Source organism: Tepidicaulis sp., from assembly GCF_965222285.1.
In the GTDB taxonomy this organism is placed as follows: Bacteria; Pseudomonadota; Alphaproteobacteria; order Parvibaculales; family Parvibaculaceae; genus Tepidicaulis.
Window position 1 is genome coordinate 619661 of sequence record NZ_OZ244942.1, and the last position, 14156, is coordinate 633816.

Consider the following 14156-nt stretch of genomic DNA (forward strand, 5'->3'; position numbering starts at 1 on the left):
CGGCGGAAGCGGGGTAGAGGGATCCAAAATGTTCAATGATTCGTCGAAAGCGGTAGATATGAGTGACGTTGAGGCCATGGTTTCGGGCATTATCTCGGGAAACCACGCACCGGCGCGGGGCCAACGCCAGATGCAGGGCGAGCCGGTGAGCGATGAGCCTGAGATTCCTTTTGCTCATGCCGACCAGCGTGTGCAGGTGGCAGCAGGGCGCTCGGTCAAGCTGGACCGCTCGCGCGATGCGCTTTTGACCGAGTTCGGCAAAGCGACGCTGCGCGACCGCTATCTGATGCCGGGCGAAAGCTTTCAGGACCTTTTTGCGCGCGTCGCGTCCTGCTATTCGGACGATGATGCGCATGCTCAGCGCCTTTACGATTATATCTCCAAGCTTTGGTTCATGCCGGCAACGCCGGTGCTTTCGAATGGCGGCACGAAGCGCGGCCTGCCCATTTCCTGCTTCCTGAACGAGGCGACCGACACGCTGGAAGGCATTGTCGGCCTTTGGAACGAGAATGTGTGGCTCGCAGCGAAAGGCGGCGGCATCGGCTCTTACTGGGGCAACCTGCGCTCGATCGGCGAGAAGGTGGGCGGCAACGGCAAGACCTCCGGTATCATTCCTTTCATTCGTGTGATGGATTCGCTGACGCTGGCGATCAGCCAGGGCTCGCTGCGCCGCGGCTCGGCGGCCTGCTATCTGCCGGTCGATCACCCCGAGATCGAAGAATTCATCGAGCTGCGCCGTCCGACCGGGGGCGACCCCAACCGCAAGGCGCTCAATCTGCACCACGGCGTGCTGATTTCCGACGCCTTCATGCGCGCAGTGGAAGAAGATGCGGAATGGGCGCTTCTGTCGCCGAAAGACAAGAGCGTGCAGAAAACCGTTTCGGCCCGCTCGCTCTGGATCCGCATGCTCACCTCGCGCATCGAGACGGGCGAGCCTTACATGATCTTCAAGGACACGGTGAACAATGCCCGTCCCGAGCATCATAAGCTGGCCGGCCTTGAGGTGAAGACCTCGAACCTGTGCGCCGAAATCACCCTGCCCACGGGCGAGGATCATCTGGGCAACCAGCGCACCGCCGTTTGCTGCCTCTCCTCGCTCAATATGGAAAAATATTTCGATTGGCAGGACCATCCCACCTTCATCGAAGATGTGATGCGCTTCCTCGATAATGTCATTCAGGACTTTATCGACCGCGCGCCGCCGGAAATGGCGAATGCCGTTTACTCGGCCATGCGCGAGCGGTCCGTCGGGCTCGGCGTGATGGGTTTCCACTCCTTCCTGCAGGCCAACATGATTCCCTTCGAGGGCGTGATGGCGAAGGTCTGGAACACGCGCATCTTCACGCAGATCCAGGAAGGCGTGAATGCCGCTTCCCGCAAGCTTGCCGAAGAGCGCGGACCCTGCCTCGATGCGGCCGATTACGGGCTGATGGAGCGGTTCTCCAATAAGACGGCTGTGGCGCCCACCGCCTCGATCTCGATCATTTGCGGCGGCACCAGCGCGGGTATCGAGCCCATTGCGGCCAACTCTTATACGCATAAGACGCTCTCCGGTTCCTTCAACGTGAAGAACCGGCATCTGAAAAAGCTGCTGGAAGAAAAAGGCCGCGACGATGACGAGACCTGGTCGTCCATCGTGGTGAATGGCGGCTCGGTTCAGCATCTCGATTTCCTCTCCGACGAGGAAAAAGACGTCTTCAAGACCGCCTTCGAACTCGACCAGCGCTGGGTGATCGACCATGCCGCCGACCGCGCGGCCATGATCGATCAGGCCCAGTCGGTCAACATCTTCCTGCCCGCCGATGTGCATAAGCGCGATCTGCACCAGCTGCACCACCGGGCCTGGAAGAAAGGCGTGAAGTCGCTTTACTACTGCCGCTCGCTCTCCATTCAGCGCGCCGAAAAAGCGCAAGGCGGCGGCGCGGTGGCCGAGCTGATGGCGCCGCCCTCCAAGGCCGCCGAAGTGCCGCTCAAGACACTGGAGGAAGTGGCTGTGGAATCGCGCCTTGCGATGAACGGCGCCGGCAATGCCGCGCCCGCGAAACCGCAAGTCATCAATCCGGCTGAGCAGGATTACGACGAGTGCCTGTCCTGTCAGTAAGTTGCGTTTTGTGGCCCGGCGTCAAACCCGGGCCACAAGTCCCTTTATCTGGTGCTGAAGCCTAAACCGGAGCGATCCCATGTCTCTTCTTGAAGAACGCGCCACCTACAAACCCTTCCGTTATCCTTGGGCCTATGATGCCTGGCTGACGCAGCAGCGCATTCACTGGCTGCCGGAAGAGGTGCCGCTGGCCGACGATGTGAAGGACTGGGCGAAATCGCTGACCGATGCCGAGCGCAATCTGCTCACGCAGATTTTCCGCTTCTTCGTGCAGGCGGATGTGGAAGTGAACAATTGCTACATGAAGCATTATTCGCAGGTCTTCAAACCGACCGAAGTGCAGATGATGCTCGCCGCCTTCTCCAATATCGAGACGGTGCATATTTCCGCCTATTCCCATTTGCTCGACACGATCGGCATGCCGGAAGTCGAGTATGAAGCCTTCCTGAAATACAAGCAGATGAAGGACAAATACGACTATATGCAGGAATGGGGCGTGAGCACGGATGAGGATATCGCCAAGACGCTCGCCGTTTTCGGCGCCTTTACCGAGGGCGTGCAGCTTTTCGCGTCTTTCGCGATCTTGATGAACTTCCCCCGCTTCAACAAGATGAAGGGGATGGGCCAGATCGTGACATGGTCGGCGCGTGATGAAACGCTGCACACCAATTCCGTCATCAAGCTTTTCCGCACCTTCATCGATGAAAAGCCGGAAATCTGGACGGAAGATCTGCAGCGCGAGATTTACAAATCCTGCGAAACGATCATCCACCATGAAGACGCCTTTATCGATCTTGCTTTCGAGGCGGGCGATGTGGAAGGGCTCTCGGCCGAGCAGGTGAAATCCTATATCCGCTGGATCGCCAATACGCGCCTTTCCCAGCTCGGGCTTCTGCCCATCTACCGGGTGGAAAAAAACCCGCTGCCCTGGATGGATGAAATGCTGAACGGCATCGAGCACACGAACTTCTTCGAAAACCGCGCAACGGAATATTCCAAAGCCTCCACCAAAGGCACCTGGGACGAAGCGTTCGATTGATTGGCTGAAGAAAGCGGGGGCGCGGCGGCCTTACGCCTTCGCGCCTTCCGCCGCCTCGATCATGGCGCCGGCGAGAAGGGTGTAGGTTTTCTCCCAGGCCGCTTTCGTTTCCGCGGTGAAGGCATCGCCGAGTCCCTGTTCCAGCGTCCAGAGCAGCGCTTCGCCGACCGGCTGGTAGTGGGCGGCGGTGACGCCGTAATCCACATGTTTGCGCCCGAGCTCCTGAACGGCCGGCAGGATCGCCTCGAGATTGTTCAACCCGTTCACGGCGACGGCGAGCATCTGCATCAGCTTCTTGCCCTGCTCGCTTATATCCCCTTTGAAGAGCGGTTTAACCTCCGGTGCGATGGTGAAGAGCCGGTCGTAAAACATGGCGGCCGCTTGATCGGAAATCGGCCGCACGGCGGCAAAGGACTCTTGAACGAGGGTGCGTTCTTGCGGCGTCATGAAGCTCTCCCGGGCTTTCGTGGTAATCGCGAAAAGCCTACTCGGAGAAGGGATATTGGCAATTAAAGGCTCCGTGAGGCGGCGTGATCGCCTGTGAGCGTTAGGCGATATGGCTGCCCGTTCCGTCTCCTGCCGCGCGCCAATTGCGCGCCCGGTTGATCGTCATTTTCTCGTTCACGGCCTGATGGAGATCGATGCCGGTTTCTTCCGCCGCCCGGTAAAGCAGGATGAGGATGTCGGCCATTTCATGCGCCGCGTCTTCTTTGCTGCCGCAGCTTAATGCCTCGCGCAGCTCCTCCATTTCCAGCATGGCCCGCTCGGCAAGGCGGGCTGGCTCTGCCACAGGTCCGAATGTTTCCTCCGCCCAGGCTGCGATCGTGGCCTGTGTTTCCATTGCTCAGATGCCCGCTCTTATCGTCCGGCCTTCATTGGCGCCGTGGCAGCCTAGCTTTGCCTTGGGCCCGGCGGAAGCCTTCCTCCCGTCAAATTTGAGGCATCAGGCTTCTTTTGCATCTTGCCGGTACGCGCACTAGACTGCGCCGCGACGGTGCCCCGCGAGGGGGTAAAAGGGAATCCGGGAATGCCGGAGCTGTCCCCGCAACTGTGAACGGCGAGCCCGCGCCGCATTGCCACTGGCCAAAGGCCGGGAAGGCAGGCGCAAGGGCGCGGACCCGTAAGCCAGGAAACCTGCCGTCATGTCGTCCGCTCCGGGCCGGGTGAGCTTGGGGATGCGGGGTTCCGCTGCGGCGACGCCGGTTTCATCGTCGAGGCGGATATGGCACGGATTTTCACGTCAGGATTGATAGCGGCAGCATTGCTCCTTGTCTTTGCTTCGCTTGGAGCGCGGGCAGGGCAGCCGCCCGCGCCGCAGAAGATCGTCTCGCTCAATCTTTGTTCCGACATTTATCTGCTGATGCTGGCAGCGCCCGGCACGGTGCGCTCGGTTTCTTTTCTCGCGCAAGATCCCTCGCTTTCGCCGGTCGCCGATAAAGCAAAGACCCTCCATGCCAATGCGGGGGAGGTGGAAGAGCTGATCGCCATGCACCCCGATTTGGTGCTTGCCCATGAATTTACCTCGCCCTTGAAGCTCGGCCTTTTCGACAAGCTAGGCATTGAGACGGTCAAAGTAAGCGACCCGCAGTCCTTCGCCGATATCCGCGCCAATCTGCGCCGCATCGCAAAGGCCCTCGGGCGTGTCGACGAGGGCGAAGAGGCGGTCCGCCGTTTCGATGCGGTGCTGGCCGGGACGCATTGGAGAGAAAGCACGCCGCGCGCCCGTGTCATCGTTTACCGCCCGCGCGGCTTTGCAGCGGGCGATGGCGGGCTGACGAAAGAATTGCTGGAGCATGTGGGGCTCGCCAATCTTTCCGGTGCCAAGGACGATCTCGGCGCCTATATGCCGCTCGAAGAGGTGCTGCTCGCCGATCCCGATTACATCATCGTTTCCGCCGATGCCTTGCAGCAGCGCTCGCTTGTCCGCGCGCTGCTCGATCATGCGGCCATGCGCCATTTCGACAAGACGCATGAAGGTGCGCGCATCGCCATCCCCTCCGATATGTGGAGCTGCGGCACGCCTTTTATTGCAGGTGTCGTAGAGCGGCTTGCCGCGCTGCCGCGTGCGCCGCTTGAGAGGGAGGCGCGGCAATGAACCGTTCCGGGACCCGCGCCGGCCTCAAGCTCAATCTCGCTTTGGCGCTGCTTGTCGCCGCCGCTTTTGCCGCTTCCATCGCCATGGGCCGCGGCGGGGCGTTTCTGACCGACGCCTTTCGCGAGGCTTATGCGCTCGATCCGGAAACCTTCGCCGTCATTCTTTATGACATCCGCCTGCCGCGCGCGCTGCTCGGGCTCTTTATCGGGGCAAGCCTCGGGCTTTGCGGTGCGGCCTTGCAGGGGCTCTTGCAAAACCCGCTGGCGGAACCGGGGCTCATCGGCGCCTCGAGCGGGGCGGCGCTCGGCGCGGTCAGTGTTTTTTATTTCTCGCTTGGCGGGGGAATGCTCGGCCTGCCGCTTGGCGGCATTGCAGGGGCGGCCCTGGCACTCGGCATTCTTTATGCGCTGGCCGGGCGCAACCCCAGCCTGACAACCCTCATTCTGGCAGGTGTTGCCATTTCCGCTTTTGCCGGCGCTTTGACCTCGCTTGCCCTGTCCCTTGCGCCGAGCCCCTATGCCGCGCTTGAAATCGTCTTCTGGATGCTGGGCTCGCTTGCCGACCGCTCCATGGAACATGTGCTCTTCGCCGCTCCTTTCATGGGCCTCGGCGCGCTTATCATCGCAAGCACCGCCCGTGCGCTCGATGCCTATGCGCTGGGAGAAGACACGGCAACGAGCCTCGGCTTCAATCCGGCTTCGGTGAAGGCGCGGGTCATTCTGGGCACGGCCCTTGCCGTCGGTGCTGCCGTGGCGGTGACGGGCGTTGTCGGTTTTATCGGCCTTGTCGTGCCGCATCTCGTGCGTCCGCTTGTCGGCCACAGTCCCGCAAGGCTCCTGCTGCCGAGCGCGCTTGCCGGCGCCGCGCTCACCCTTGCCGCCGATATTGTCGTGCGTCTGCCGCCGACGGGGCTTGAGCTGAAGCTCGGCGTCATCACCGCGCTTCTGGGTGCGCCGTTCTTTCTCTATCTGGTGCTGAAAGCACGGCGGGAGGCGGCATGGTAAGGGCGCTGCGCACCGACAATCTGAAAGCCGCTCTCAATGAGCGCCGGGTCCTGCGCGGTGTGTCGCTCGAGCTTAAAAAGGGTGAAGTGCTGGGCCTCATCGGGCCGAACGGGGCGGGCAAGACGACGCTGGTACGCGCCGTCGCCGGGCTCATTCCCCATGAAGGGGATATCTTCATCGAGGATAAGCCGGTCGAAACCCTTGCCCGGCAGGAGCGCGCGCGCCTGCTTTCCTATCTTGCCCAAGGGGCGGAAAGCCGCTGGCCGATCCTGGCAGAGCGGCTTGTGGCGCTCGGCCGTCTGCCCCATCTCGGGCCCTTCATGCGCCCGGGCGCGGAAGATGAAGCTGCGATACGCCGCGCCATGCAGCGCGCCGATGTCATGGCCTTCAAGGACCGGCCCGTCACGCGGCTGTCGGGCGGGGAGCGCGCCCGCGTTATGCTGGCCCGTGCGCTTGCGGTCGAAGCGCCGGTGCTGCTGGTGGATGAGCCCACGGCCTCGCTCGATCCTTATCATCAATTGCAGATAATGGAAGTGCTGCGCAGTTTTGCCGATGAAGGCCGCTCCGTCATCGCCGTGCTGCATGACCTCTCGCTCGCCTCGCGCTTTTGCGACCGGTTGGCGCTTTTGCATGAAGGCCATCTTGCTGCCTTCGGCCCGCCGGGCGAGGTGCTTTCCGATGCCAACCTTGAAAAGATTTACCGCATCAGCGCGCGCCGTCAGGAAGGCGAGCGCGGGGCGGTGGTGCTGCCCTGGGCCCGGCTTTAGAAACGCAACTTTCCTCTCCCGGCCTCATGCCCGCGCTGGAAACCGCCGCGCGCCGCCGCTAGACTGCGCGCCATGGAACATGGCATCGATCTCAACTCCATCACCTTTTTGACGCTGATCGCGCTTGCTTGCGGCTTTGCCATGATGCGCCTGCGCCAGCCGGCCATTGTCGGCTACATTCTAGCGGGCGTGGTGCTCGGGCCGTCCGGCTTCGGCATGATCGGCAATTCGGAAGGTATTCATCTTTTTGCCGAAATGGGTGTGCTGCTGCTCCTCTTTACGATCGGCATGGAGCTCAGCCTCAAGACCTTCAAGCAAATCTATAAAGTCGCGCTTACCTGCGCGGTGCTGCAATCGTCTGCCGCCATGTTGCTGGCCTACGGGATCGGCGCGCTGCTCGACTGGGACACGAGCCGTATCGTGCTCATCGGCTTCGTGCTGTCGCTTTCCAGTACCGCCGTCGGTATTAAAATTCTGGAGGCGACGGGCGAATTGCGCACCCATGTGGGGCGCACGACGATCGGCGTGCTGATCGCGCAGGACCTTCTCATCATTCCGATGCTGCTCGTCATTCAGTCCATGGGCGGGGCGGCGGAAGGCGCACCGGCCTGGGCGATCATTCTAAAAATCGTGGCGGGCATCGCCATCATGGCAGGCATCGCCGTGCTCCTCTCGCGCCGGGAAAGGATTTCCTTTCCCTGGAGCGCTTATTTGCAAAAACATGCCGATGTCGCCCCGCTTGCCGCCATCGCTTTCTGTTTCGTCTTTGCAAGCGGCGCGGCCCTGCTCGGTCTCTCCGCTTCCTACGGCGCGTTCCTTGCCGGGCTCATCATGGGCGCCTCCGCCGACCGCTCCGAGGCCATTCACTACACGCATCCGATCCAGGCGATCCTCCTGATGATCTTCTTCCTTTCCATCGGGCTCCTGATCGATCTGTCCTTCTTCATGGACAATCTCGGCATTATTCTCGTGCTGGTGCTTTTCATCCTGACCTTCAAGACGGCGGCGAATGTCGCCTTCCTTTATCTGCTGGGCGAGCCCTGGCGGCAGGCTTTCGTGGCGGGCGTCGTCATGGCGCAGATCGGGGAGTTCTCCTTCGTGCTCGCCGCGGCGGGGCTCAGCGCGGGCGCCATCGATCTTGGCAGTTATCAGCTTGCTCTGTCCGTTATCGCGCTTTCGCTGATCCTCAGCCCGATCTGGCTGACAACAGTGCGCCGTTTCCATGATCTGGGGCAGCAGCAATTCGAAGGGTTTGCGGCCACGCTCGAAAGTCTTTATCCCGGCACCTATGCGCGTTTGAGAGCGGGCGCCGATCAGGTGAACCGCCGCCTGCGCCGCAGCGAGCAGGAGGTAGAGGAGGGGTCGGAGCCCGAAGCGCCCCGTGAGGCTGGCGAGGACCGCAAAGACCCTTAAGCCGCCCGCGCCCGCAGCGGTAAGAGCGCTGCTAGGCTGAGGAGAACACCCGCGCCGAGCGCCGCGCCCGCAACCCCGATACCTCCTTCGAGAAAGGGCGCGGCAAGGCCGGTGCCGAGCGCGATGAACCCCATCGAGAAAAAGAGAATGAGCGAGGATGCCCGCGCCCCATGGGCCGGCACCGCGGCAAGCGCTTGAGCAAAGCAGGCTCCTCCGCGCAGACCCATCCCCATCATGTAAGGCGCGCAGGACAGCGCAAAGCCAAGCCAGTGCGGTTGGCTTGCAAGGAAAGCATAGCCGAGCGCCGTCAACGCGCCGGCGGCCTGAAAGCCGCTGCCGAGCAGGATCAGCCGGTCCGCGCCCATCCGCGCGCTCAAGTATCCGGTACCTTGCGCGGCGGCGAGAAAAAGCCCGACCCAGATCATCTGACAATAGACGAACTCCGCCGTGCCGCCGCCCATATGCGCGCTGAGGAGCTGCGGTGCGGAAAAAACCACGGCCAAAAGCCCGCCCAGCACCAGCCCGTGGCTGATGGAATAGGCAAGGAAGATGCGGTGGCGGAAAAGAAAGCCGTAGCCGCGCATCACGCTCCATAAAGAGGTTTCGTGACTTTCGGGCGTATCGTCGGGCAGCGCTTTCAACCCGGCAACGAGCACCAGACCGCCGGCAAAAGCAACGATCCAGAAATTCATCTCCCAGCCGAATTGCGTGAAAACCCAGCCGCCAAGGATGGGCGCGAAGGCGGGGATGACCGCATCGATGCCGCCGATCACGGACATGGCATGGACGGCGCGGTGCTCTTCGAAATATTGCCGGATCATCGGCGCGGTGAGCGCTGCGCTCGCACTGGCACTGAGCCCTTGCAGAAAGCGCGCGGCATTGAGCGCGGCAATGTCTCCGGCCATGGCGCAAAACGCGGAAGCGGGGACGAAAACGGCAAGCGAGCCCAGGAGAATCCAGCGGCGGTTATAAAGATCGCCCATCGCGCCGATGAAAATCTGTGAGACGGCAAAGCCCGCGGAAAAGAAGACGAGCGTCAGCTGCGCCCCTTCCACGGTCGTGCCGAGCAAGCCCGGCAGATGGGGCAGGGAAGGCAGATAAAGATCGGTCGCTGCAAGGCCCAGCATGTTGGCGGCAACGAGAACGAGGATAATGGCGCTGCGTGAGGACATGAGATTTTCTCTGAGCGGAAGGAAAAGAGCGCAAGACACAAAAAAGCCCGGCAAAGCCGGGCTCTCGAAACGAACGGAAAACGAGGAGAGGCTTTGCGTCAGGGGGACGGCGCGCGCACGCGCATAACCGGCACCGATGGGCAGAAGGTGCAGCTCGACATAAGAGCAATCATCATGGTGACTGCGTGAAGCATCTTTTCTCCTTGTTCGGATAGTTGACCGCAGGCGGGGCGATGTCAACCAGGCGCAGGCGCAACACCGGAGAGGCTCGGCGCAAGACCGGCATCCGCCATCAATATCCAGAAAAGAAGCCGTGCCAGCGCCAGCCAGAAAATGGCAATGAACGGCAAGGCTTTGGGGATGACGAAGCCCGGCGTGATGACGCGCACCGCTGCGATGAAAGGCTGGGTGAGCTGGCGCGTGGCAACCCAGATCACTTGCCGGCTTTCCTCGGCAAAGAAGAAGGAAAGGAGCAGCCGTGCCAGCATCATATACATGAGGACGGCAAGGGCATAATTGCCCAGATGATAAGCTGCATAGCCGCCGAACATGGGATTACTTATCCATATAGGTGCCGCCTTTGGGCACGCGGATCGCCTCGATCATCGCTTCGGTTTTGGGCGAAGGCGGTGCGGTCATCAGGCTGACCGCCCAGGTTACGGCAAAGCCGAGCGGCATGCCGAAAATACCCGCCGAGATGTTCTGGATGCCAAACCACGGCGTCATGCCGCCATATTGCGTGGCGATGAGATAAAAGAGCGTGAGGCCGAAACCGCTCACCATGCCCGCAATGGCGCCCGCCGCCGAGGCGCGTTTCCACCAGATGCCGAGCACAAGGGCAGGAAAGAAACCGGCTGCAGCGAGCGAGAAGGCCCAGGCCACCATGGACAAAATGTCGGAAGGTTTTGTGGAAGCAACCCAGGCCGCAAGACCGGCGACGCCCACCAGCATGACACGGGCAATGATGAGCCTTCGCTTCGTGGAGGCTTTCGGGTCCACCATGCGGTAATAAATGTCATGACTGAGCGCATTGGCGATGGCGAGCAGCAGCCCGTCCGCTGTGGAAAGTGCGGCGGCAAGCCCGCCCGCTGCGACAAGCCCGGCCACCACGTAAGGCAGGCCCGCAATCTCCGGCGTTGCAATGACGATCACGTCCCGGTTTATGGAAAAATCCGAGAAGGAAAGAATGCCTGTCGTATCGCCCTTGGCAAGGCAGGCGGCGCGTACCGCTTCCAGCGTCGTTGCCTCGATGCCGCAGATTTTAACAAGCCCGATCTGGCCATAGGTGTAAATCCAGCCTGGCAGTTCTTCGAGCGGCGCGCCGATGACGTTCTGATAAATCTCGAGCTTCGCAAAGGCGGCATAGGCGGGCGCCGTGAAATAAAGAAAGAAGATGAAAAGCAAGCTCCAGCCGACCGAGCGGCGCGCATCCTTGACGCTGGGCGTCGTGAAATAGCGCATCAGAATATGCGGCAGCGAGGCGGTGCCCACCATCAGGCAGAGCACCAGCGCGAAGAAATTCAGCGTGTCATAGCTGGAATAAGGCTGAAGATGCGGGGTGATCTCGGAGGCTTTCGCAAGACCTTTTTCGACAAGGCTGGTTTCGAGCGCCGTAATCTCCTGGAGAATTTCCCCATACATGACCTGCGGCACCGGCACGCCCGTCGTCATTTGCGCGAGCAAAATGACGGGTACGAGATAGGCAACGATGAGCACGATATATTGCGCGACCTGCGTCCAGGTCACGGCCCGCATGCCCCCCAGCATGGAGCAGACGAGAATGCCGAGCAGGCCGACAAAGACCGCAAGCTCGAAACTCATGCCCAAAAAGCGCGAGGCGATGATGCCCGTCGCATAGATCTGTGCGGTCACATAAGTAAAAGAGCAGCAGAAAAGAATGAGAATGCCGATGGTGCGCGCCATATGCCCGCCGTACCGCGCACCCAGAAAATCGGGGATCGTGTAGGCGCCGAATTTGCGCAGGTAAGGGGCAACGAGCACGGCGACGAGCACATAGCCCCCCGTCCAGCCGATGACGAAGGCAAGCCCGTCATAGCCCAGCACATAAAGTGTGCCCGCCATGCCGACGAAAGAAGCCCCGCTCATCCAGTCCGAGGCCGTGGCCATGCCGTTATAGACGGCGGGCACGCGCCGTCCGGCCACATAATATTCGCCCACCTGCATGGTGCGCGAGAGAATGCCGATACCGGCATAGATGGCGAGGGTGAAGAAGACGAAGAGATAGCCGATCACCTGGTTTGATACGCCGAACTGCTCGAGCGCGGCCAGAAACAGCACGAAAGCGGCGAACCCGCCCGTATAGACGAGATAGATGCGGCCGATATTGCTGGTGAAATCGCGGGAAGTGTCTTGCTCGGCCATTATTCGTCCTCCGCCATGCCGTAGCGGCTGTCGAGTTCTTCCTGCTTGCGCGAGAACCAGAAGATCAGAATAACGAAGCCGATCAGCGCGCCTTGGGCGGCAAGATAAAAACCGAGCGGGAAGCCCAGAATGACGATGTCGTTGAACGCTGTGACGAAGAAATGGATGCCGAAGCCGAGCACGGCCCAAATGGCGATGGTGATGAGCATGAGCCGGCGTGTGCGCGGCCAGTAATCGGCATTGTGCTGGGCAGCCTTATCTCCAGCTGCCTTGTCCCCCGCATTCATATGTCCCCTCCCTTTGAGGCTTCCTCCGGCCTCCAATTCCTGCGAGTCTAGCATCATTGGGGCAAAGAGAGGAAATCTGCGAGGATGATTCTGTCCCTGATGCGACCTGTGAAGAAAGAGGTATTGCCGTGAGCCGCGAAGATATCCCCGGACCGCCGCCCGACACGCCGCAAACCCGCTCGGCGGCCTACCGGCTCGGATTTCTCGATCCCGATTTCATGATGCGCGAGGAACTGCGCCCCGTGCGCCTGCAGCTTGAGCTGCTGAAGCCGGAGCTTCTGTTGGAAGAACACGGCATCCGCTCGACCATCGTGGTCTTCGGCTCCGCGCGCGTTCCTGCGCCCGAGGACGCCGAGGCCCATTGCCGCGAATGCGAGGAACGCGGCGATGAAGCGGAAGCGGCCCGCGCCAGGCGCCGGGCTGCCAATAGCCGTTATTATGAAGAAGCACGGCGCTTTGCGCATATGGTGTCCGAAGCTTCCCAGGAAGGGGCGATCAGCGACTATGTGATGGCAACGGGTGGCGGGCCCGGCATAATGGAGGCGGCGAACAGGGGCGCGCATGAGGCGGATGCCGATTCCATCGGCTTCAATATCGTGCTGCCGCGCGAGCAGGTGCCCAATCCTTACGTGCCGCCGGACCTTTCTTTCCGCTTTCATTATTTCGCGCTGCGCAAGATGCATTTTCTGATGCGGGCAAAAGCGCTGGTTATCTTCCCGGGCGGCTTCGGTACACTGGACGAGCTTTTCGATGCGCTCACATTGATCCAGACGCAGAAGATGCCGCATATGCCGGTCATCCTGTTCGGCCGGGATTATTGGGACCGGGTGCTCAATTTCGATGTCATGGTCGAGGAAGGCATGATCACCGAGGCTGAGCGAAATCTCGTTTCCTATGTGGAAAGCGCGGAAGAGGCCTGGTTGCAGATCCGTACCTTCTACGGCGAAGCGTGAAGGGCAGCCCTGCTGATTTCCTTCAGCGCGGCACGCAGCCAAAGATGACCGGGATCTGCATCCTGCGAGCTGTGCCAGCTTTGGTAGAAATAAGATTGCGGCAGGTCCATTGGCACCGGCTTTAAAACAAGATCGAGCAGCGGCGCAAAGCGCTCGGCGGCACGCGCGGGCACCGTGGCGATAAGGTCCGTCTCCGCCACCATGAAGAGCATGGATATGAGCCGCGGCACTTCGACCGCGAAATTGCGTTTGATGCCCTGGCGGCGGGCAAACTCGTCGAACATATGCACATAAGTATGCGTGGGTGTCAGGCGCACATGATCGAGCGCGGTATAAAGTTCCCGCGTCAGCTCGTCTTCCGCATGGGGGTGCGTTGCCGCCATCACGCAGGTGATTCCGTCGGCAAAAATCTCTTCGCTCTCGAAGCCCGGCCGGTCGATGGGCATGCTGTCCCAGACGAGATCGACCGTGCCTTCCTTCAGCTCCTTTTCGAGCGTGGCGCCGGCCTGCGGCTGCAGGACGAGATGGGTGCCGGGCCCGAGCTCGCGCAGCCGTTTGACGAGGGCGGGCATCAGCATCGCTTCCACATAATCGCCGACGGCAAGGGTGAAGGTGCGGCTCGCGGTCGCCGGGTCGAAGCGGTGACGCTCCTCCAGGCTCATGCGGATCGTCTCCAGCGCCTGATGGATCTGCGGGGCAAGGCTCTTCGCCCTCGGCGTCGGCGCCATGCCTTGGGCCGTGCGCACGAAAAGCGGGTCGCCCGTCAGTGCCCGCAGCCGGGAGAGCGCGTTGGAAATGGCCGGCTGCGTCATGCCGAGGCGGTGTGCCGCCCGCGTCATATGGCGCTCGGCCATGATGGCGTCGAAAATCGTCAGGAGATTGAGATCGACGGACCTTAAATTCATGAGATCAATAATACTTATACAAAACTTCAATTGGAATG

At 61.2% G+C, this 14156-nt stretch carries 14 protein-coding genes and 1 riboswitch; of the genes, 7 read left to right on the forward strand and 7 right to left on the reverse strand.

The genetic code is table 11. The annotated features are described in order from the left end of the window. The first annotated feature begins 58 nt into the window (after window positions 1-58). Window positions 59-2101, forward strand: coding sequence for a ribonucleoside-diphosphate reductase subunit alpha (locus ACOQOT_RS02910; RefSeq protein WP_420560882.1), 2043 nt, complete (start codon window positions 59-61; stop codon window positions 2099-2101). 79 nt (window positions 2102-2180) lie between these two features. Beyond that, window positions 2181-3140 carry a ribonucleotide-diphosphate reductase subunit beta gene (locus ACOQOT_RS02915; protein ID WP_420560883.1) on the forward strand — a complete coding sequence of 320 codons (960 nt, stop codon included), beginning with the start codon at window positions 2181-2183 and terminating at the stop codon, window positions 3138-3140. Window positions 3141-3170: 30 nt separating this feature from the next. Here ACOQOT_RS02915 and ACOQOT_RS02920 read toward each other — a convergent pair whose 3' ends face one another. After that, window positions 3171-3587, reverse strand: coding sequence for a globin family protein (locus tag ACOQOT_RS02920; RefSeq protein WP_420560884.1), 417 nt, complete (start codon window positions 3585-3587; stop codon window positions 3171-3173). Between the two features lie 100 nt (window positions 3588-3687). Beyond that, on the reverse strand, window positions 3688-3981 hold the full coding sequence (locus ACOQOT_RS02925; RefSeq protein ID WP_420560885.1) for a dATP/dGTP pyrophosphohydrolase domain-containing protein: 294 nt from the start codon (window positions 3979-3981) through the stop codon (window positions 3688-3690). Between the two features lie 134 nt (window positions 3982-4115). Then, a riboswitch (cobalamin riboswitch) is annotated at window positions 4116-4297 on the forward strand. A 65-nt stretch (window positions 4298-4362) separates the two neighbouring features. Here ACOQOT_RS02925 and ACOQOT_RS02930 point away from each other — a divergent pair. The 4 genes from ACOQOT_RS02930 to ACOQOT_RS02945 all read left to right on the forward strand — a co-directional run bounded on the left by ACOQOT_RS02930 (window position 4363) and on the right by ACOQOT_RS02945 (window position 8419). Further along, window positions 4363-5235: an ABC transporter substrate-binding protein gene (locus ACOQOT_RS02930; protein WP_420560886.1), complete on the forward strand. Its 873-nt coding sequence runs from the start codon at window positions 4363-4365 to the stop codon at window positions 5233-5235. Further along, window positions 5232-6239 (forward strand): FecCD family ABC transporter permease, encoded by a 1008-nt coding sequence (locus ACOQOT_RS02935; protein ID WP_420560887.1) that lies wholly within the window; start codon window positions 5232-5234, stop codon window positions 6237-6239. Before ACOQOT_RS02930 ends, ACOQOT_RS02935 begins: the two co-directional genes overlap by 4 nt. Continuing rightward, window positions 6233-7006: an ABC transporter ATP-binding protein gene (locus ACOQOT_RS02940; RefSeq protein WP_420560888.1), complete on the forward strand. Its 774-nt coding sequence runs from the start codon at window positions 6233-6235 to the stop codon at window positions 7004-7006. Before ACOQOT_RS02935 ends, ACOQOT_RS02940 begins: the two co-directional genes overlap by 7 nt. Before the next feature lie 72 nt (window positions 7007-7078). Continuing rightward, a complete protein-coding gene (locus ACOQOT_RS02945; protein WP_420560889.1) occupies window positions 7079-8419 on the forward strand; it encodes a cation:proton antiporter in 1341 nt (446 codons plus the stop codon). Here the strand turns inward: ACOQOT_RS02945 and ACOQOT_RS02950 are convergent. From ACOQOT_RS02950 to ACOQOT_RS02965, 4 genes are all read right to left on the reverse strand, one after another. After that, window positions 8416-9591, reverse strand: coding sequence for an MFS transporter (locus ACOQOT_RS02950; RefSeq protein ID WP_420560890.1), 1176 nt, complete (start codon window positions 9589-9591; stop codon window positions 8416-8418). The genes ACOQOT_RS02945 and ACOQOT_RS02950 overlap by 4 nt on opposite strands. 236 nt (window positions 9592-9827) lie before the next feature. Then, window positions 9828-10142 carry a hypothetical protein gene (locus ACOQOT_RS02955; RefSeq protein WP_420560891.1) on the reverse strand — a complete coding sequence of 105 codons (315 nt, stop codon included), beginning with the start codon at window positions 10140-10142 and terminating at the stop codon, window positions 9828-9830. A gap of 4 nt (window positions 10143-10146) precedes the next feature. Further along, a complete protein-coding gene (locus tag ACOQOT_RS02960) occupies window positions 10147-11973 on the reverse strand; it encodes a sodium:solute symporter family protein (RefSeq protein ID WP_420560892.1) in 1827 nt (608 codons plus the stop codon). Beyond that, window positions 11973-12260, reverse strand: coding sequence for a DUF4212 domain-containing protein (locus tag ACOQOT_RS02965; RefSeq protein ID WP_420560893.1), 288 nt, complete (start codon window positions 12258-12260; stop codon window positions 11973-11975). Before ACOQOT_RS02965 ends, ACOQOT_RS02960 begins: the two co-directional genes overlap by 1 nt. 128 nt (window positions 12261-12388) lie before the next feature. On the opposite strand from ACOQOT_RS02965, the gene ACOQOT_RS02970 reads away from it, so the two are divergent. Beyond that, complete coding sequence (locus tag ACOQOT_RS02970; RefSeq protein WP_420560894.1) at window positions 12389-13213, forward strand: LOG family protein; 825 nt, start codon at window positions 12389-12391, stop codon at window positions 13211-13213. On the opposite strand, the gene ACOQOT_RS02975 is transcribed toward ACOQOT_RS02970, so the two are convergent. Beyond that, window positions 13198-14118 carry a LysR substrate-binding domain-containing protein gene (locus ACOQOT_RS02975; RefSeq protein WP_420560895.1) on the reverse strand — a complete coding sequence of 307 codons (921 nt, stop codon included), beginning with the start codon at window positions 14116-14118 and terminating at the stop codon, window positions 13198-13200. The two genes, ACOQOT_RS02970 and ACOQOT_RS02975, sit on opposite strands and share 16 nt — an antisense overlap. Window positions 14119-14156 lie beyond the last annotated feature (38 nt).

Excerpts from the sequence above, each read along its gene's own strand:
- ACOQOT_RS02965 (WP_420560893.1), bottom strand. The coding sequence starts at position 12,260 with ATGAATGCGGGGGACAAGGCAGCTGGAGATAAGGCTGCCCAGCACAAT.
- ACOQOT_RS02955 (WP_420560891.1), bottom strand. The coding sequence starts at position 10,142 with ATGTTCGGCGGCTATGCAGCTTATCATCTGGGCAATTATGCCCTTGCC.
- ACOQOT_RS02935 (WP_420560887.1), top strand. The coding sequence starts at position 5,232 with ATGAACCGTTCCGGGACCCGCGCCGGCCTCAAGCTCAATCTCGCTTTG.
- ACOQOT_RS02930 (WP_420560886.1), top strand. The coding sequence starts at position 4,363 with ATGGCACGGATTTTCACGTCAGGATTGATAGCGGCAGCATTGCTCCTT.
- ACOQOT_RS02960 (WP_420560892.1), bottom strand. The coding sequence starts at position 11,973 with ATGGCCGAGCAAGACACTTCCCGCGATTTCACCAGCAATATCGGCCGC.
- ACOQOT_RS02945 (WP_420560889.1), top strand. The coding sequence starts at position 7,079 with ATGGAACATGGCATCGATCTCAACTCCATCACCTTTTTGACGCTGATC.
- ACOQOT_RS02925 (WP_420560885.1), bottom strand. The coding sequence starts at position 3,981 with ATGGAAACACAGGCCACGATCGCAGCCTGGGCGGAGGAAACATTCGGA.
- ACOQOT_RS02950 (WP_420560890.1), bottom strand. The coding sequence starts at position 9,591 with ATGTCCTCACGCAGCGCCATTATCCTCGTTCTCGTTGCCGCCAACATG.
- ACOQOT_RS02975 (WP_420560895.1), bottom strand. The coding sequence starts at position 14,118 with ATGAATTTAAGGTCCGTCGATCTCAATCTCCTGACGATTTTCGACGCC.
- ACOQOT_RS02915 (WP_420560883.1), top strand. The coding sequence starts at position 2,181 with ATGTCTCTTCTTGAAGAACGCGCCACCTACAAACCCTTCCGTTATCCT.
- ACOQOT_RS02920 (WP_420560884.1), bottom strand. The coding sequence starts at position 3,587 with ATGACGCCGCAAGAACGCACCCTCGTTCAAGAGTCCTTTGCCGCCGTG.
- ACOQOT_RS02940 (WP_420560888.1), top strand. The coding sequence starts at position 6,233 with ATGGTAAGGGCGCTGCGCACCGACAATCTGAAAGCCGCTCTCAATGAG.
- ACOQOT_RS02910 (WP_420560882.1), top strand. The coding sequence starts at position 59 with ATGAGTGACGTTGAGGCCATGGTTTCGGGCATTATCTCGGGAAACCAC.